Annotated in this window: 14 protein-coding genes; 5 read left to right on the top strand and 9 right to left on the bottom strand. The window is 67.1% G+C overall.

Going from position 1 to position 17,076, the window contains the following annotated elements; translation table 11 throughout:
- Window positions 1-123: 123 nt before the first annotated feature.
- Window positions 124-621, top strand: coding sequence for a thiol peroxidase (gene tpx, locus AUCHE_RS00390; RefSeq protein ID WP_006501268.1), 498 nt, complete (start codon window positions 124-126; stop codon window positions 619-621).
- An 11-nt stretch (window positions 622-632) separates the two neighbouring features.
- Window positions 633-971 carry a hypothetical protein gene (locus tag AUCHE_RS00395; protein ID WP_006501269.1) on the top strand — a complete coding sequence of 113 codons (339 nt, stop codon included), beginning with the start codon at window positions 633-635 and terminating at the stop codon, window positions 969-971.
- A gap of 19 nt (window positions 972-990) precedes the next feature.
- Here AUCHE_RS00395 and AUCHE_RS00400 read toward each other — a convergent pair whose 3' ends face one another.
- Window positions 991-1,503 carry a GNAT family N-acetyltransferase gene (locus tag AUCHE_RS00400; RefSeq protein WP_006501270.1) on the bottom strand — a complete coding sequence of 171 codons (513 nt, stop codon included), beginning with the start codon at window positions 1,501-1,503 and terminating at the stop codon, window positions 991-993.
- A gap of 134 nt (window positions 1,504-1,637) precedes the next feature.
- Between AUCHE_RS00400 and AUCHE_RS00405 the strand changes: the two genes are divergently transcribed.
- The gene (locus tag AUCHE_RS00405; RefSeq protein WP_006501271.1) at window positions 1,638-3,530 is read left to right on the top strand and encodes an alpha-amylase family protein; all 1,893 of its coding nucleotides are present in this window, start codon (window positions 1,638-1,640) and stop codon (window positions 3,528-3,530) included.
- Window positions 3,531-3,578: 48 nt separating this feature from the next.
- A complete protein-coding gene (gene bluB / locus AUCHE_RS00410; protein ID WP_006501272.1) occupies window positions 3,579-5,372 on the top strand; it encodes a 5,6-dimethylbenzimidazole synthase in 1,794 nt (597 codons plus the stop codon).
- A gap of 24 nt (window positions 5,373-5,396) precedes the next feature.
- Here bluB and AUCHE_RS00415 read toward each other — a convergent pair whose 3' ends face one another.
- The 3 genes from AUCHE_RS00415 to AUCHE_RS00425 form a co-directional block, all read right to left on the bottom strand.
- The gene (locus AUCHE_RS00415; protein ID WP_006501273.1) at window positions 5,397-6,335 is read right to left on the bottom strand and encodes an aldose 1-epimerase family protein; all 939 of its coding nucleotides are present in this window, start codon (window positions 6,333-6,335) and stop codon (window positions 5,397-5,399) included.
- Window positions 6,332-7,522, bottom strand: coding sequence for a galactokinase (galK, locus tag AUCHE_RS00420; RefSeq protein WP_006501274.1), 1,191 nt, complete (start codon window positions 7,520-7,522; stop codon window positions 6,332-6,334). The genes AUCHE_RS00415 and galK overlap by 4 nt, the downstream gene beginning before the upstream one ends.
- Window positions 7,523-7,638: 116 nt before the next feature.
- Entirely contained in the window at window positions 7,639-8,424 is a 786-nt protein-coding gene (locus AUCHE_RS00425) for a sulfite exporter TauE/SafE family protein (RefSeq protein WP_006501275.1), read from the bottom strand.
- Between the two features lie 311 nt (window positions 8,425-8,735).
- Between AUCHE_RS00425 and AUCHE_RS00430 the strand changes: the two genes are divergently transcribed.
- Window positions 8,736-10,169, top strand: a complete 1,434-nt coding sequence (locus tag AUCHE_RS00430; protein ID WP_006501276.1) for a nucleobase:cation symporter-2 family protein — start codon at window positions 8,736-8,738, stop codon at window positions 10,167-10,169.
- Window positions 10,170-10,308: 139 nt separating this feature from the next.
- On the opposite strand, the gene AUCHE_RS00435 is transcribed toward AUCHE_RS00430, so the two are convergent.
- From AUCHE_RS00435 to dxr, 5 genes are all read right to left on the bottom strand, one after another.
- On the bottom strand, window positions 10,309-12,108 hold the full coding sequence (locus AUCHE_RS00435) for a proline--tRNA ligase (protein WP_006501277.1): 1,800 nt from the start codon (window positions 12,106-12,108) through the stop codon (window positions 10,309-10,311).
- Between the two features lie 161 nt (window positions 12,109-12,269).
- A complete protein-coding gene (locus tag AUCHE_RS00440; protein WP_245706841.1) occupies window positions 12,270-13,118 on the bottom strand; it encodes a GNAT family N-acetyltransferase in 849 nt (282 codons plus the stop codon).
- A gap of 28 nt (window positions 13,119-13,146) precedes the next feature.
- The gene (gene ispG, locus AUCHE_RS00445) at window positions 13,147-14,310 is read right to left on the bottom strand and encodes a flavodoxin-dependent (E)-4-hydroxy-3-methylbut-2-enyl-diphosphate synthase (protein ID WP_006501279.1); all 1,164 of its coding nucleotides are present in this window, start codon (window positions 14,308-14,310) and stop codon (window positions 13,147-13,149) included.
- A 60-nt stretch (window positions 14,311-14,370) separates the two neighbouring features.
- Window positions 14,371-15,723, bottom strand: coding sequence for a M50 family metallopeptidase (locus AUCHE_RS00450; protein ID WP_040321069.1), 1,353 nt, complete (start codon window positions 15,721-15,723; stop codon window positions 14,371-14,373).
- A 23-nt stretch (window positions 15,724-15,746) separates the two neighbouring features.
- Window positions 15,747-16,982: a 1-deoxy-D-xylulose-5-phosphate reductoisomerase gene (gene dxr, locus AUCHE_RS00455; RefSeq protein ID WP_040321027.1), complete on the bottom strand. Its 1,236-nt coding sequence runs from the start codon at window positions 16,980-16,982 to the stop codon at window positions 15,747-15,749.
- Window positions 16,983-17,076: the final 94 nt, after the last annotated feature.

The following is a 17,076-nucleotide window of genomic DNA, read 5'->3' on the forward strand; positions in this document are numbered from 1 at the left end:
CCCACGCCCCGAGTCCGTCCGTCGACAGAGCAGAACGACCGTCGAACGCGGTAGGAAGCATGGCTCTGCCCCCGCCGGACCTCGCCGGGGGCAGAGCCCAGTTCCGTCTGCTAGACAGGCTCCATGGCTACCACCGCATTCAAAGGGACCCCTGTCCGGACCGTCGGCGACCTTCCCGCCCAGGGCGTCACCGCCCCCTCCTTCACCCTGGCCGGGGCTGACCTCTCCGAGGTGACCTCCGAATCCCTGCAGGGTCGACGCATCGTCCTGAACATCTTCCCCAGCATCGACACCGGCGTCTGTGCCACTTCCGTGCGCAAGTTCAACGAGATGGCTTCGTCTCTGGAGAACACCGTCGTCGTCTGCGTCTCCGCCGACCTGCCCTTCGCTCTGGGACGCTTCTGCGGAGCGGAAGGCATCACCGATGTCGTCACCACGAGCTCCTTCCGGAGCGATTTCGGCCAGGACTACGGTGTGACGATGGCCGACGGCCCTCTCCACGGGCTCCTCGCCCGCTCCGTGGTCGTCGTCGACACCGACGGCAGCGTGCTGCACACCCAGCTCGTCCCGGAGATCGCCCAGGAACCCGACTACGACGCCGCACTCGCCGGCCTGCGCTGAGGGGACCCTTCATGAGCGACCGCGACGAACTCGTCGTCATCGTGGTCTTCGCCCCGGTGGAGGCTGCGGACGCCGTCCGTGACGCAGCAGCCTCCGCCGGCGCCGGTGCCATCGGCGATTATCGGGCCTGCAGTTTCACCGCCCACGGGTTGGGACGTTTCATGCCCGAGGACGGCGCGGACCCGGCCATCGGTTCGGTCGGGACCTTCGAGACGGTCGAGGAACAACGGATCGAAGTGGTCTGCCCTCGCCGCTCGGCCCGCGCCGCACTGGAAGCGATGATCGCCGCCCACCCGTACGAAGAAGTGGCCCATCACGTGTACGCGACCATCCCCCGGGACGCGCTCTGAATCCGTCGCGCTCCTGTCCTCACAGGTCGGCTCCACCCAGACCGCATTCCATGACGAGGAACGGGCCGCCCGACTCGAAACCTTCCGAGCTGTACAGGCGCCGTCCTTGTTCAGTGGCATACAGGTGGACACGCCCTGCGCCTTGGTGACCTGCCCATCGGGTGGCCGCGCGGAGCAGAGCACGCCCCAGGCCCTGTCCTCTGAACTCCGGGACGGTGCACATATCCGCGACATAGGCCACGCGTCCGGTGCTCCCCGGGATCGGCAGCCGCTGGTCGACGGCCACGGTCACACACCCCAGGAGAGCACCCGGCCGGTTCGGGTCGTCGACGACGAACGAGGCGAAACCGGGTCCGGCGAGCAGGTCCCGGTAGACCTGTGCGCACCGTCGGGGCCATTCCGGCTCGATATCGAGGTCCACGGGGAAGGGCCAGGCACGGAAGATCAACGTCTTGAGCCGGACGAACTCGTCGGCATCGGTCGCGAGCGCGCGACGTACCGGGAATTCCGTCGGTTTTGTCGGGCTCGGCACAGCGGCAGGATAACGGTCCCGGAAGCGTGCCGGAGGCTTTCTGAGTGCCGAAGAATTTTTGGATGCGAAATGTTGGATCTCTTTGCGTCCGTGGCTGATCGGTTTTACCCGCTGTTGTCCGGCACTATGGATCCATGTCCGCGCAGAGGCCTGACGACGACGCTCTCTACCAGGCTCGACGACGACGTTGGTGGCCCGATGTGGTCGCCGGACTGCGCGATGTCTACGGCGACCGGGCCGAAAGTGTCGCAGAGAGGTTGGCCGTCCTGGCTGCGGAGGCCCACGCCTCCCGGAGCGAGGAACTACGTCTCCTCGACTACGAGCGTCTGCTGCGCCCCGATCATGTCGCCCACCAGCGGATGGTCGGTTATGCCGCGTACACCGAGCGTTTTGCCGGCGACCTGCGCGGGGTCGCCGACCGCATCGGGTACCTCGAGGAACTGGGCGTGACCTATCTCCACCTGATGCCGCTCTTCCTGCCGCGGCGAGGGGAGCACGACGGCGGTTATGCCGTAGCCGACCATCGCACCGTCCGACCGGACCTGGGCACCGTGGACGATCTGCGCGCGCTCACCGACCGGTTGCGTCGTCATCGGATCGGGCTGGTGCTCGACCTCGTCCTGAACCATGTGGCCGACCAGCACGACTGGGCGATGCGAGCCAAGGCCGGCGAGGAGAAGTACCGTCGCTATTTCCATATCTTTCCCGACCGGGAACTTCCCGACGCCTACGAGCAGGATCTGCCAGAGGTCTTCCCCGAGTTCTCCCCGGGGAATTTCACCTGGGACGAGCAGGTCGACGGGTGGGTGTGGACGACCTTCAACTCCTTCCAATGGGATGTGAACTGGGCGAATCCCGACGTCTTGTGCGAGTACGCCGATCTCGTCTTCTTCCTGGCCAATCTCGGGGTGGAGGTCCTGCGACTGGATGCTCTCGCCTTCCTGTGGAAACGGCAGGGCACCGACTGTCAGGGGCAACCCGAGGTGCATTCGATCACGCAGGTCTTGCGTGCTCTGGCCAGGATCGTCTGCCCTGCCGTGTCCTTCCAGGCCGAGGCGATCGTCAGCCCGGAGAAGCTCCCCGCCTACCTGGGACAGGGCCGGTGGACCGGCAAGGTCAGCAATCTGGCTTATCACAACAGCCTCATGGTGCAGATCTGGTCTGCGCTGGCCACGAAGGATGCACGTCTGGCGGCCCGGGCGCTCGCCGCGACGCCGCCGATGCCCGAAGGCGCGGTGTGGGTGACCTATCTACGTTGCCATGACGACATCGGCTGGGCCATCGACGACGCCGATGCCGTTCGAGTGGGTTGGCACGGTCCGACCCACCGGACTTTCCTGTCCGACTGGTTCTCCGGGGAGTTCCCCGGTTCGCGGGCAAGAGGGGTCGTCTTCCAGCATCATCCGCAGAGCGGGGATCGGAGGATCTGCGGGACAGCGGCCTCGTTGATCGGTTTGCAAGCGGCCGAGGAAGACGGTGACGTGCAAGCGGCCGTGCAGGATCTGGCGGCGCTGCGGTTGGCGCACGCCGTGATCTACGGGTGGGGCGGGGTGCCGGTCATCTGGAGTGGCGACGAGCTGGCGTTGCTCAACGACCCGCACTGGGCGCAGGAGGACGGTCACGACGGCGACCGGAGGTGGATTCACCGTCCTCGGGTGACCGGAGCGAAGATCGCCTATCGGCACGATCGCACCACGTCGGAGGGGATCGCCTTCACCGACCTGGCGGCTCTGGCCAGGGTCCGTCGCAGCCTCCCCCAGCTGCATGCCGGAGTGCCGGCGGCGGTGGACGAACTGTACGACCCCGGAGTGCTCCCGGTGCGTCGATCGCACCCGGTCGGCACCATGTTGCAGTTGTACAACGTGACTCCGGACTGGCGTTTCCATCCGGGTTCCCGGTTGTCCGCGCTCGGGTTGACCCGATGTGTGGATGCTCTCACCGGGCAGGAGGTGCGCCCGGGTTCGGACGGCCGGGTCTGGTTGCCGCCTTTCGCCGTGTGGTGGTTGGTCCCGCAGGGAGACACGTAGGCGGAAGTTCCCGGCGCCGAGGAGTCCTGCACCAGTAGGTTGATCGTCATGACCGGCGACATAACGACGAATACCACTGACGGACGACGTGTTTCCTGGCCCCGACCGGTACCCACGGTCGGCGACCGCTCCAGCGCCCGGGAGCGCGCCGAGGATCTACGTGGGTGGGCCTTCTCCGAGGACGAGATCGACGCTCTGGCCCGGGTCGTCATGGCGCGTAGGGACATCCGCCGGTTCCGCCCAGATCCGGTTCCCGATGCGCTGGTACGGGAGGTGCTTTCCTCGGGTCATCTGGGACCGTCGGTCGGTCACTGTCAGCCCTGGCGGTTCATCGTCGTGTCCGATCCGCACACCCGGGAACGGGCTGCAGCCATGGCGGACTCCTTACGTCTGCAGCAAGCGGCAGGTCTGCAGGCAGATCGGGGACAGCGGCTGCTCGATCTGAAACTGGAGGGCCTCCGGGAGGCACCGTTGGGCGTGGTGGTGGCCTGCGATCGCAGGGCTCCTGCCGAAGGGGTGCTGGGCAGGGCGTCCTTCCCCGATGCCGACCTGTGGAGCTGTGCCTGTGCCATCGAGAACATGTGGTTGACCGCTCGGGCGCACGGCCTGGGGATGGGCTGGGTGACGCTCTTCCGTCCCGAGGAGCTCGCCGATCTGCTCCATCTGCCCGAGGGCGTCCAGACTCTGGGGTGGTTGTGCCTGGGGTGGCCTGACGAACGTCCCCCGGAGCCGGGTTTGCAACGGGCTGCGTGGAGTCGCCGTCTTCCTCTGGACGAGGTGGTCGTGTACGAACGGTGGCCTCAGGAGGACGGTCGACTCCCGCAGCCGCCGCTGCACTATCTGCACTCGCCCGACCAGTCCCGGGTCGTCTCGGCGACCGACGAGGCCGACGCCCTGTTGTCCCCGCCCGGGTCCTTGGGGGTCCTGGACCGCGCGCTGGACCGATTGGTCGCGGCCGGCGCAGGTCGGGCTGAAGGAGGCACCTTGGTCCTGGTCGGGGCTGATCATCCGGTGGCCGATCTGGGGGTCTCGGCCTATGCTCCGTCGGTCACCCGGGATGTGATGTCCGCTGCTGTAGCCGGAGAGTCGATGGGGGTGGTCGCGGCGGCCGGGGCCGGCCTCGAGGTGATCGTCGTCGACGCGGGGGTCCGGGGTGGGCCGGTAGCCGGGGCCAGGGATCTGCGGCCGGTCGATGGTGCACGAGGCGGGGACCTGATGCACGAGGACCCGTTATCCCGTGCCCAGGTCGAGTCGTTGATCTCGGCTGGACGCGTGCTGGGTGCCGAGGCCGCCGGCGCCGGATTGGTGGTCCTGGGCGAGGTCGGGGTCGGTAATACGACGGTCGCTGCGGCGCTGAGCTGTGCCGTGACCGGGCTGAAGGCCCAGGAGGCCGTCGGCCTGGGCGCCGGGTCGGACGCGGCGATCATGGCCCGCAAGGTCGAGGTCGTCTCGGCGGCTCTGTCCCGGATGGCGCAGCATGACCGGCTCGGCCGCGACGCGGACCCGGTCGATCTGCTCGCCGGGGTCGGCGGAGCGGAGTTCGCCGTGTTGACCGGGGTGGTCCTCGGCGCAGCCGGAGCCGGCACCGGTGTCGTACTGGACGGCCTGGCCACCTGCGTTCCCGCGTTGCTGGCCAGGCAGATGGAACCTGCGGTGCACGCCTACCTGGTGGCGGGACAGCAGAGCCGCGAACGCGCCCACGGCGTGGTCCTGCGTGAGCTGGGCGCGGAGCCTCTGCTGAGTCTGCGTCTGCGGGCCGGGGAAGGAATCGGTGCGTCCATGGCGGCCTCCTTGCTGGCGCAGGGATTGCGGCTGCGTCGAGTCGCCGGGCGCACGTCCTGACATCCGGCGTGTTCCCGGCCGGGCTCAGGGAGTTCTGGGCGGTCCGGCCGGGAGCAAGGTCAGGGCGTATCCCGTGCGGTGTTCCTCGCCCGGCGTCAGACGGAGGAGGCGGTGGCCGGTCTGCATGGCGTTCGCGGTGCAGGTCATCGGTTCGGCGGCCAGGCCTCTCCGGGAGCGCCCGCCCGGCATGCCGTCCCCGGTGCAGACCTGCCAGCAGCGCACTCCATCGCGGGCGGAGCACACGGCTTGGCTTCCGTCCGGCCGGATGAGCCGGACAGAGGAGTCCTCGCTGGTGAGGTCGACGAAACCGTCATCGATGACGGTCGGACCCAGTCTGCGGGGGCGACGGAAGTCGAGATGTGCCGGGATCTGCGTCTCGCGGACAGGCAGCAGACGGTCGTCCGTCTCGACCCAGGTGTCTGCGTCGATCTGCAGCCCGCACTCGTCGATCGAGGCATCGCCCGGTGAGAGCCAGGGGTGGAAGCCGACCCCGTAGGGTGCCGTGCGTTCACCCTGGTTCCGAGTACGCAGGCGGACTTCCAGGCCGTGTTCGTCCAGTCGGTAATCGATGCGACTGCTGAGCAGGAAGGGGTATCCCTGACGTGGGACCAGGTCCACTTGCAGGCTTACCGCATCGGACCGGATGTCGACGGCCTGCCAGCGGGTGTGCAGGACCAGCCCGTGGTTGGCGTTGTCTCGTTCCGGTTCGGTCAGTGGCAGCCGGTAGCTGGCCCCGTCGAAGTCGTAGCTGCCGTTGCCCAGCCGGTTGGGCCAGGGCAGGAGGACTGCGCCGTGGACGGCCGGTGGGAGTTCGTGTCGGCCGAAGGGCATGATCACGTCGTCGCCGTCGACCTGGTAACGGCGCAGGGCTGCACCGACTTCGGTGACGACGGCGCGTTGTCGGCCTCGTCGGATCCGGAACTGGCGGCCGGTGGGTGCGGCGCCAACGGAGCGGGCAGTCATGCGATCCGGGTGGCGGCGTCTGCGGCCAGGACACGGTGGAACCGTGGTTCGGGAAGGCCTCGGGAGCGGGTGGCGTCCTGGATCGCGGTGGCGATGTCCTCGACGGCGTGCTCTTCGGCCAGGACGATCGCGCTCCCGCCGAATCCCCCGCCGGTCATGCGTGCGCCGAGCGCGCCGGCCTGTTGCGCGGTGTCGACCACTACGTCGAGTTCACGGCAACTCACCTCGTAGTCCTCGCGCAACGATCGATGTGAGTCGTTCATCAGCTGACCGGCCTGCGCCCATTCCCTGGCGGTCAGATGGTCGACCGTCCGGCGGACCCGGTCGATCTCGGTGACGACGTGGGCGACCCGGCGGCGGGCCAGGTCGTCCGTCAGACGTCGTACCGCTGCGGGTAGGTCGTCGACCTCGCGCAGGCTCGCCACGCCCAGCTGTCGGGCTGCGTTCTCGCACGTGCGGCGACGTTCGGCGTAGTGTCCGTCGACGAGAGCGTGTGGCGCCCGGGTGTCGACGACCAGCAGGGTGAGCCCTGCTCCTGCCAGATCGAAGGGGATGTGACGGGTTTCTCCGGAGCGGCAGTCCAGGAGGAGCGCGTGACCGGCTCGGGCCTGCAAGGACGCGGCCTGGTCCATTCCCCCGGTCGGGGCGCCGGCGATCTCGTTCTCCGCCTGAACGCACAATGTCGCGAGTGCGGCCCGTTCTTCGTCGCTGTCGGCGCTCCGCCCGGCGGTCTCGGCGAGAGCCAGGACCATAGAGCAGGCGATGGCCGCCGAGGAAGAGAGCCCGGCCCCCACGGGGACACAGGAGACGGCTGCCACGTCGAAGCCGCCGATGTCGGTGCCGTCCTGGTTCAGCGCCCAGACCGGCCCCGAGCAGTAGGCCGGCCATCCGGTGATGGCACCGGGTCGGACGAGATCTGTCGTACCGGTCCAGATGCGGGTTCCGGGTAGGTCGGTGACCATCCGGATGACGTCGTCCGTGCGGGGTCTCAAAGCGACATAGGTGCGATGGGGCAGGGCGATCGGCAAGCAGAGTCCGCCGTTGTAATCGGTGTGTTCCCCGATGAGATTGACCCGTCCGGGGGCTGCCCAGGTCCCTGCAGGTTCGCTGTCGAAGTGTCCCCGGAACAGTTGGCGTGCCCGAGAGCATCCGACGGCGGCTTCCCAGGCGTTGCCTTCCCCGTTCATCGATGCCTCTTCTCTCGACGGCTGGGCCGGGCGTCCGATGCACCTCGTCGCCGGCGGCGGCTCGCCCCTACCGTCTCAGGAGACTGGACGATCGTCAATCAACCAGCAGCGACGGTTCACCCGAAGAACTGGGCCCAGACGTCCCCGCCGATCTTGAGGATGAACGCTGCCAGGACCGAGATGAGAACCACTCTGACGAAACCATGTCCTCTGGCGACGGCCGTGCGCGCCCCGAGATACCCGCCGACGACATTGGCGACACCCATCGGGACCGCCACCTGCCAGAGCACTGCACCCTGGGGGACGAAGACGGCCAGCGCAGCGAGATTGGTGGCCAGATTGGCCAACTTGGCCAGAGCCGTGGCCTGGAGGAAGGCATATCCGAGGACGCCGGCCAGGAGGAAGACGAAGAAGGAACCGGTTCCTGGGCCGAGTGCGCCGTCCCAGGTCCCGACTGCGAGCCCGATCGCCCCTGCACCTGAGGCATGTCTCATTCCGCGATGCCGCAAGCTCTGCACCGTACCGAGCGATGGCTTCCACAGGGTGTAGGCCCCGACGAGCACCAGAACCGCCAGCACCAGCGGGGAGAAGGCCGACTTCGGGATCGACGAGGCCAGCAGAGCACCGGCCGTCGACCCGGTGAGCGCGCCTACGACCAGGGGGATCGCGGTGGCCGGGTCCGGACGAACCCTTCGGACGTAGGTGGCTGCGCTGGCGAGGGTTCCGCAGGCGGAGGCGAACTTGTTGGTGGCCAGCAGGTGGACGGGTGCCGCGTGTGGGAGGACGACCATGAGCGCGGGGAGCTGGACGAGCCCGCCGCCACCGACCACTGCGTCGATCCAGCCGGCGAAGAAGGCGGCCGCGGTCAAGGTCAACAGCGCGGTCAGGGAGATCTCGTCCACGCCGGTCACCTTAACGGCACTGGCGGCGCTCGCCGTGCTGGTCATGACATGCCGGACATGGGACATTCCGGCATTATGGGTCTATCGGTGATACCCTTCGGCGCGGCGTTCCCAGGTGAGAACCGCCTCCTCAGGCACAGTGTTCTCGCAAGCACTTGTCAAGGCGGGAACGCTCGTCGCTGAGCCCACGTCGGTGACAGTCCGTTCCCGTCTCCATGCGTGTTCGGGCAAAGGAGCCCCTGTGGAATCCAGCGCGCCCCAGACGCTGACTCGGCGGAAGCGGCCGTGCCGCGCACATCTGGAGGTGCACCATGACCGATACCGTCCGACCTGATCAGAGCGCCAAGGTCCATCCTGTCGACGAGGTCCTCCCCGTCCCCAAGCTGGCGATCTACGGGCTCCAACACGTTCTCGCGTTCTACGCCGGGGCTGTCATCGTCCCGATCCTGTTGGCCAGTGCGATCGGGTTGAACCAGCAACAGTTGATCCATCTGATCGATGCCGATCTACTGACCTGCGGCATCGCATCCATCATCCAATCGGCCGGTTTCTGGAAGGTCGGTGTGCGTCTCCCGCTCGTCCAGGGAGTCACTTTCACCGCCGTCTCACCGATGATCGCGATCGGTCTCGCTGCCGGGGGCGGTGAACAAGGTCTCGTCACCATCTACGGCTCGGTGATCGTCGCCGGGCTGTTCACCTTCTTCATCGCGCCGTACTTCAGCAGGCTGATCCGGTTCTTCCCTCCGGTGGTCACCGGGTCGGTCATCCTCATCATCGGTATCGCCCTGCTCCCGGTAGCGGCTCTCGATGCCACCAACCGGGTGGGACCTTCGGGTGATGTCTCGGCGAAGGACCTGGGCTACGCGATCGGCACCCTGGCTCTGATCGTACTCATCCAACGTTTCTTCAGGGGGTTCCTGGGGACGATCGCCGTGCTGATCGGGCTGGTCGCGGGAACACTGGTGGCCTATCTGCTGGGCGATGCCCGTTTCGACGCACTCGGGGAGTCGGCCTGGTTCGGGGTCACCACGCCCTTCCACTTCGGTTGGCCGGTCTTCTCGGCCGCCGCGATCATCTCCATGATCGTGGTCATGCTGATCACTGCGGTGGAGACGACCGGAGACGTCTTCGCGACCGGTGAGATCGTCGGTAAGGAGATCGAGTCGGAGGACATCGCCCGTGCACTACGGGCGGACGGTGCGGCAACCTTCCTCGGCGGCGTCCTGAACTCCTTCCCCTACACCTGCTTCGCAGAGAATGTAGGCCTCGTCCGGCTGACCCGGATCCAGAGCCGCTGGGTGGTCACCTCTGCCGGGGCGATCATGGTCCTGCTGGGGATGCTGCCCAAGGCCGGGGCCGTCGTGGCCGGGATCCCCGCGCCGGTTCTCGGCGGCGCAGCACTGGCCATGTTCGCCACGGTCGCGGTGGTGGGCATCCAGACCCTGTCGAGGGTCGATTTCACCAGTGACCGCAATATCGTGATCGTCGCGACGAGTATCGGTCTGGCCATGTTGGTCACCGCTCAACCGAATGTGAAGACCGCCGTCCCGGAGTGGGCACAGATCATCTTCGGCTCCGGGATCACCCTGGGCAGTCTGACTGCGATCCTGTTGAATCTGCTGTTCAACCACGTCGGACGGGTTCCTGAGGACACTGAGGGTTCTGACGAGGTCCGGACCAGCGCGACCGGCCTGGGCGAAGCCGATATCCGTCAGGCACCGACGAAGCCCAACGAATCTGCCTGACCCTGAAAGAGGAACGCCGAGTCCACCGCCTTCTCGTGCCACACGCAAGGGGTGGGATCCGCCCTTCTCGAAGCGAATCCCACCCCCTGCGGTGCCGAACCGGGCCGGCCAGGTCTTCACCAGACCGGCCCGGTCACGATCAGGCGCCTCGGACGTCGACGAGGACTTCCTCGACCAGGCGCTCCACGCCGACCTCTCTGCGTTCACCGGACCGACGGTCCTTAATCTCCGCAACGCCCTTCTCCAGGCCTCGACCCACCACCACGATGGTGGGCACACCGACCAGTTCTGCGTCCTTGAACTTCACACCGGGACTGACCTTGCGACGGTCGTCGAAGATCACGTCGAGGCCGGCCTGGGACATCTCGGCGACCAACTCAGCGGCCCGGGCGAAGACGGCGTCGTCCTTGCCGGTAGCGACGACATGCACCTCTGCAGGCGCCAGGGCACGCGGCCAGCACAGCCCTGCGTCGTCGACGCTGTTCTCCGCGACCGCAGCGACTGCACGGGAGACTCCGACCCCGTAAGACCCCATCGTGACAGTGACGAGTTTGCCGTTCTCGTCGAGGACCTTCAGCCCCAAGGCCTCGGCGTACTTGCGTCCGAGCTGGAAGATATGGCCCATCTCGATACCGCGGGCCGTGCGGAGCACGCCCTTTCCGTCCGGGCTGGGGTCGCCGTCCCGGACCTCAGCGGCCTGGACGATGCCGTCCGCATGGAAGTCACGGCCGAGGACCACATTGATCGCGTGGTAGTCGGCTTTGTCGCCACCGGTGACCCAGGACGAGCCTTCGGCGACCGAGGGGTCCAGCAGGTATCGGATCCGCTGCGGGTCCTCGTCGGCCAGCCCAGGGTTGGGACCGAGCGGGTCCGGGCCGATGTACCCCTTGATCAGCGACGGGTAGGACGCGAAGTCAGCCTCGGTGAAGTCGTCGATCTCGTAGGGTGCGACCTGGGCTTCCAGGCGCTTCGGGTCGATCTGACGGTCCCCGGGCAGCCCGACGACCAACGGTGTCCTGGACCCGTCGCCGGACCTGAGCATCACCACGACGTGCTTGAGGGTGTCCGCCGCCGTCCAGGCGCGACCGTCCGTACGCGGACGGTCGGCGTTGAGTCGTTCGACCAGGGCGTCGATCGTCGGGGATTCCGGGGTGTGCACCAGCTCCCTGGCCGGGGTCGCAGCCACGGCCTCGGCAGGCATCGCCGGCGCCTGTGGGATCACGACAGCCTCGACATTCGCCGCATACTCCGAGCCGTCGCAGCGTACGAAAGTGTCCTCGCCGTTCGGGTCGACGGCCAGGAACTCCTCGCTGGCCGAGCCGCCCATCGCTCCCGACATCGCCTGCACGATCACGTAGTCGAAGCCGAGCCGATCGAAGATGCGGATATAAGCGGCGCGGTGGGCGTCGTAGCTGGCCTGCAGGCCGGCGTCGTCGACATCGAAACTGTAGGAGTCCTTCATGACGAACTCGCGTCCACGCAACAGCCCGGCGCGCGGGCGTGCCTCATCACGGTACTTGGTCTGGATCTGGTACAGGGAGAGCGGAAGGTCCTTGTAGGAGCTGTACAGATCCTTCACGGCGAGGGTGAACATCTCCTCGTGCGTGGGACCGAGCAGCATGTCCGCGTCCTTGCGGTCCTTGACCCGGAAAAGGTTCTCCCCGTATTCGGTCCACCGGTTGGTGGCCTCATAGGGTTCCCGAGGAAGCAGCGCGGGGAAGAGGAGCTCCTGAGCTCCCATGGCGTCCATCTCCTCGCGGACGACCGTCTCGACCTTACGCAGCACCCGCAGTCCGAGAGGCAACCAGGTGTATACGCCCGGGGCCACCCTGCGGATATATCCGGCGCGGACGAGGAGGCGATGGCCAGGCAGTTCGGCGTCGGCCGGGTCTTCGCGCAAGGTCCGCAGGAACAAGGTGGACATGCGCAGGACGGTCATCGGTCTCTCCTCGGCTGATGGTGCGGCCCGGCCGGTGCGCGGGCACCCGGGCAGGGCTCGGCTGGTGACCGTCAGGATATCCCCCTGCCACGATGTCCCCGGCGCCTCGGTACGTTCGATGTCCTCGCGAGGAAACCCCGAGGACGAGCCCGGCACCGTCGTCAGAAAAGGATGGTGGCGAACTCGCCGACCTGGCGGAAACCCACTCTCGCGTAGGCGCGCAAGGCCGCTTTGTTGAAGTCGTTGACGTACAGGCTCACCCAGGGCGCCTCGGCCCGCGTCAGTTGCACGACCCTGGCCATCGCCGGCGCGGCCAGACCTTCTCCCCGCCGGTCCGGAGCCACCCACACCCCTTGGATCTGAGCCACCCCCAACCCGACCGAGCCGATATCCGCCTTGAAGACCACCCGGCCGTCCTCGACGAGGACGAAGCAATGCTTCCGGACCACCAACCCCTGGACCGCGTACCGGTAGGCGGCTTCCCCGGCACGGTCCTGATAGGGCGGATAGCCGATCTCCTCGGTGAACATGGCCGCGGCGGCAGGGACCACCTCGGTCAGTTCTTCCAACCGAGCCGGCCGGACCCTCGTATCAGGTGCCATGCCGAGAGGGTCCTCAGGGCCGATCGCCAGCAAAGGTTGGTGCGGCCGGACGTCCAAGGGCTCCTGCCAACTGTGGGAAAGCCCTTCCCACAGCAAGGAGACCTGCGCGGACGGGCCGAAGACCGAGGAATACCGGTGCTGATGCCGCCGCAACCGGTCACCGAATGCTGCAGCATCCTGCGGGCCGCACTCCACAGGGATGACATTCGCCGTGGCCCAGCACAGGGCTTCCAAACGTCCCCGGGGGTAATGCCCCAGCAGCGCGCCTCGGGCCCGATCCAGATTGACCTCGTCCATCCGCGCCGTGACATAACAATTCGCCAGAGGGTCTCGTCCACAGAGTTCCAGCGCAGCGGCCCGGTCGGACTCCCCGACCGGGCGCACACTACGGACAGCGAACGGCCTCACTGGGCGTCCCGATCGCGGACTGTCACCGTCAACCTGCGACCGTGACCACAGGACCGTCGCCCTCGCCGTCACCGGCCGTCTCACCCATCTCCTCGGCGATGATCATGGCCTGCTCGATCAAGGTCTCCACGATCGCCGACTCGGGCACGGTCTTGATGACCTCGCCACGCACGAAGATCTGACCCTTCCCATTGCCCGAGGCCACTCCCAGGTCGGCTTCCCGCGCCTCACCTGGGCCATTGACGACACAGCCCATCACAGCGACCCGCAACGGAACGGTCATACCCTCCAGTCCCGCGGTGACCTGCTCGGCCAGGGTGTAGACGTCGACCTGCGCCCGTCCACAGCTCGGACAGGAGACGATCTCGAGCTTGCGCGGCTTCAGCCCCAACGACTGGAGGATCTGGTTGCCGACCTTGACCTCCTCGACCGGCGGGGCCGACAGGGAGACACGGATGGTGTCCCCGATGCCCTGGGCGAGCAGATGCCCGAAGGCCACGGAGGACTTGATCGTGCCCTGGAAGGCCGGGCCGGCCTCGGTGACACCCAGGTGGAGCGGCCAGTCGCCCTTACTCGCCAGGAGCTCGTAGGCGCGGACCATCGTCACCACGTCGTGATGTTTCACGGAGATCTTGAAGTCGTGGAAACCGTGTTCCTCGAAAAGACTGGCTTCCCAGACCGCCGATTCGACCAGGGCCTCCGGTGTGGGCCCGCCGTACTTCGCATAGAGCCGCTTGTCGAGACTGCCCGCGTTGACGCCGATACGGATCGAGGTGCCGTGGTCCTTCGCAGCCTGCGCGATCTCCTTGACCTTGTCGTCGAACTGACGGATGTTCCCGGGATTCACCCGGACAGCTGCGCAGCCGGCCTCGATGGCAGCGAAGACGTACTTCGGTTGGAAGTGGATGTCCGCGATGACCGGGATCTGGCTCTTCTGGGCGATGGCCGGCAGAGCAGCGGCGTCGTCCTGGCTGGGACAGGCCACCCGGATGATGTCGCATCCCGACGCCGTCAATTCGGCGATCTGTTGAAGAGTGGCGTTGATGTCCGCGGTCACCGTGGTGGTCATCGACTGCACCGACACCGGGGCATCCCCACCGACGGCCGTCGAGCCGACCCGGATCTTGCGGGACTGACGACGCGGGTTCAACGTGGGCGCAGGCAAGGACGGAAAGCCCAGATCAACGGTCATGCGTCCAGTATTCCAGGCAGTAGACAGTGGTCGCGCCCCTGCGACGATCCGCAGGACATCTCAGAGTTTCACCGGCTTGACCAGATCCGCGTAGATCAACAACACCGACATGCCGATGAGCAGGATCGATACCGCATACGCGATAGGTAGTCCCTTCGCGACATCGACATAACCGGGGTCCGGGGCCCCCCGCAGACGAGCGATCTGCCGCCGCAAGCCCTCCCAGAGCGCACCGATGACATGCCCACCGTCCAGCGGCATCAACGGAATCAGATTGAACACGAAAAGAGCGATATTCAACCCGGCCAGAAGCATCGCGAGGATGACCACCAGATCACCGATCCCGGCGAGCTTGACCCCCATGAACTCCATGGTGCTCGCCACATCCCCGGCGACCCGGCCCACCCCGACCACCGACATCGGACTGTCGGTCGAACGTTCCGCCGAACCGAAAGCCGCATCCCAGATACCGACGAGCTTCTCCGGAAGACGCAGGATCACCCCGCCGGTCTGCACCACGCCCTGGGCGACCAGGCCGGGCACCACCGTCGGCGACTGCTGTTCCAACCGGGTGTTCTGCCCGGTCGAGGTCCCGATATATCCGGCCTCGGTCAGCACGAAGGAACCGTCGGCCTTACGCCGCGGCTCTCCCTTCTCGTCGTACTCGGGCAGGGAATTACGGATGGGGGTGACATTCAGGGTGACCCGCTGATCGCCACGCTGCACGACCACCGGGGTCGGTTGGTCGATCCGGGGGCGTACCAGCTTGCTGACATCGGAGGAGGAGCGGACCGGTGCACCGTCGATCTCGACGATGACGTCCTCGGCCCTCATCCCGGCGGCTGCGGCCGGTGACTTACGGTCGCTGTCCTGGCAGGTTCCCCGGTCCTTGCTCTGTGTGACCGGTTTGACACAAGCCACGACACCTTTGACCTTCGCCCCGTCGACCGGCACGTGCTGTCCGTGCAGGGTGACGATCCCGCCCATGAGCACGGTGGCGATGAGCAGGTTCATGAACGGCCCGCCGAGCATGACGGCGAGTTTGCGTGAGGTACGCAGCTTGTAGAAGACCCGGTCCTCATCACCGGGACGCACCTCCTGGGCCGACTGGGCACGCGCGTCCTCGACCAAAGCCGACCAACGTCCGGTGCTGGATCCACGGAGTGTGCCCTCCGGGTCGCCCGGCTTGGGCGGGAACATCCCGATCATGCGGACATATCCGCCCAGGGGGATCGCCTTGATCCCGTACTGGGTCTCCCCGATCTGTCGGCTCCACAAGGTCGGCCCGAACCCGATCATGTACTGCGGGCACTTCACTCCGGAGAGTTTCGCCGGCACCAGATGTCCGATTTCGTGCAGCGCGATGGACACACCGATCCCGAGAGCGATCAGCGCGACACCGAGGAGATACATCAGCACGTGGGAGAACCTTTCCGTCAGCGGGTCCCGAGCACCTGGTGGGCACGGTGTCGGGCCCACCGTTCAGCCGACAACACCTGCTCAACGTCGAATGTCGGGCTTTCACTCCCGTTGCCTGTTCCGGAACTCCCCGCCAGCGGGTTCTCCGGGTGCCCGGCCCACTCCTCGACGACCTGATCGACCGTGTCGACGATGGCGGTGAACCGGATGCGTCCTTCGTGGAAGGCGTCGACACATTCCTCGTTGGCCGCGTTGTAGACAGCGGGGAAGGTTCCGCCGGCCTCACCGCACCGCCGAGCCAGTCGCACGGCCGGGAAGGCCTCGTCGTCCAGCGGGAAGAACTCCCACTGCTGAGCTCTGGTCCAGTCGCAGGCCGGGCCGGCGTCGACGACCCGGTCCGGCCACCCCAAGCCCAGGGCGATCGGGATGAGCATCGACGGAGGACCGGCCTGGGCCAGGGTCGACCCGTCGGTGAACTCCACCATGGAATGCACCACGGACTGAGGGTGCACGACCACGTCGATGGCCGAGAAGGGGATGTCGAAGAGCAGATGGGCTTCGATGACCTCGAGACCTTTGTTGACCAGGGTCGCCGAGTTGGTAGTGACGACGCGGCCCATGTCCCAGGTCGGATGGGCCAGCGCCTGGCCGGGCGTCACCTCGCGGAGCTGGTCCCTGGTCAGGCCACGGAAAGGCCCCCCACTGGCGGTGACGACGAGACGCCGGACCTCCCGGGACGCCCCGCCGCGCAGACACTGGGCGATCGCAGAGTGTTCGGAGTCGACCGGGACGATCTGGCCGGGGCGCGCCGCGGCCTTGACGATCGGGCCGCCGACGATCAAGGACTCCTTGTTCGCCAGAGCCAGCGTCGAACCGGCACGCAGGGCCGCCAGCGTCGGCATCAGGCCGATCGAACCGGTGATCCCGTTCAGGACGACATCGGCAGGTGTTCCCGCGATCTCGGTGGACGCTCTGTCGCCGACGATCAGCTCAGGCCGATAGTCCGACACCCCTCGGGCTTGTGCTTCGGTCTCCACTGCCGCCCGGAGTTCTTCCGCGGTCCCTCGCGACACACCGACGGCTGCTGCCCGGAAGGCCACCGCCTGCCGGGCCAGCAGCCCGAGGTCGCGGCCTCCTGCGCTGAGCGCGACGACCCGGAAACGATCCGGGTTGCGTCCGATGACGTCCAAGGCCTGGGTGCCGATAGAACCGGTCGAGCCCAGGATGACGACGTCCCGGGGGTTGCTCTGCATGCTCACCGGGCAATTCTCCCCCACCGGGCAGGACACCGGTCATCGGCCCACGCCCGGGAGGGGCGATGCCTTCCGCACCGGCGTGTCCGGCCGA

This window comes from Austwickia chelonae NBRC 105200 (genome assembly GCF_000298175.1).
Lineage (GTDB): Bacteria > Actinomycetota > Actinomycetes > Actinomycetales > Dermatophilaceae > Austwickia > Austwickia chelonae.

What these genes read in the sequence shown, in the direction of transcription:
- tpx (WP_006501268.1), top strand. Translation starts at nt 124, where the DNA reads ATGGCTACCACCGCATTCAAAGGGACCCCTGTCCGGACCGTCGGCGAC.
- AUCHE_RS00395 (WP_006501269.1), top strand. Translation starts at nt 633, where the DNA reads ATGAGCGACCGCGACGAACTCGTCGTCATCGTGGTCTTCGCCCCGGTG.
- AUCHE_RS00405 (WP_006501271.1), top strand. Translation starts at nt 1,638, where the DNA reads ATGTCCGCGCAGAGGCCTGACGACGACGCTCTCTACCAGGCTCGACGA.
- bluB (WP_006501272.1), top strand. Translation starts at nt 3,579, where the DNA reads ATGACCGGCGACATAACGACGAATACCACTGACGGACGACGTGTTTCC.
- AUCHE_RS00415 (WP_006501273.1), bottom strand. Translation starts at nt 6,335, where the DNA reads ATGACTGCCCGCTCCGTTGGCGCCGCACCCACCGGCCGCCAGTTCCGG.
- galK (WP_006501274.1), bottom strand. Translation starts at nt 7,522, where the DNA reads ATGAACGGGGAAGGCAACGCCTGGGAAGCCGCCGTCGGATGCTCTCGG.
- AUCHE_RS00430 (WP_006501276.1), top strand. Translation starts at nt 8,736, where the DNA reads ATGACCGATACCGTCCGACCTGATCAGAGCGCCAAGGTCCATCCTGTC.
- AUCHE_RS00435 (WP_006501277.1), bottom strand. Translation starts at nt 12,108, where the DNA reads ATGACCGTCCTGCGCATGTCCACCTTGTTCCTGCGGACCTTGCGCGAA.
- ispG (WP_006501279.1), bottom strand. Translation starts at nt 14,310, where the DNA reads ATGACCGTTGATCTGGGCTTTCCGTCCTTGCCTGCGCCCACGTTGAAC.
- AUCHE_RS00450 (WP_040321069.1), bottom strand. Translation starts at nt 15,723, where the DNA reads ATGTATCTCCTCGGTGTCGCGCTGATCGCTCTCGGGATCGGTGTGTCC.
- dxr (WP_040321027.1), bottom strand. Translation starts at nt 16,982, where the DNA reads ATGCAGAGCAACCCCCGGGACGTCGTCATCCTGGGCTCGACCGGTTCT.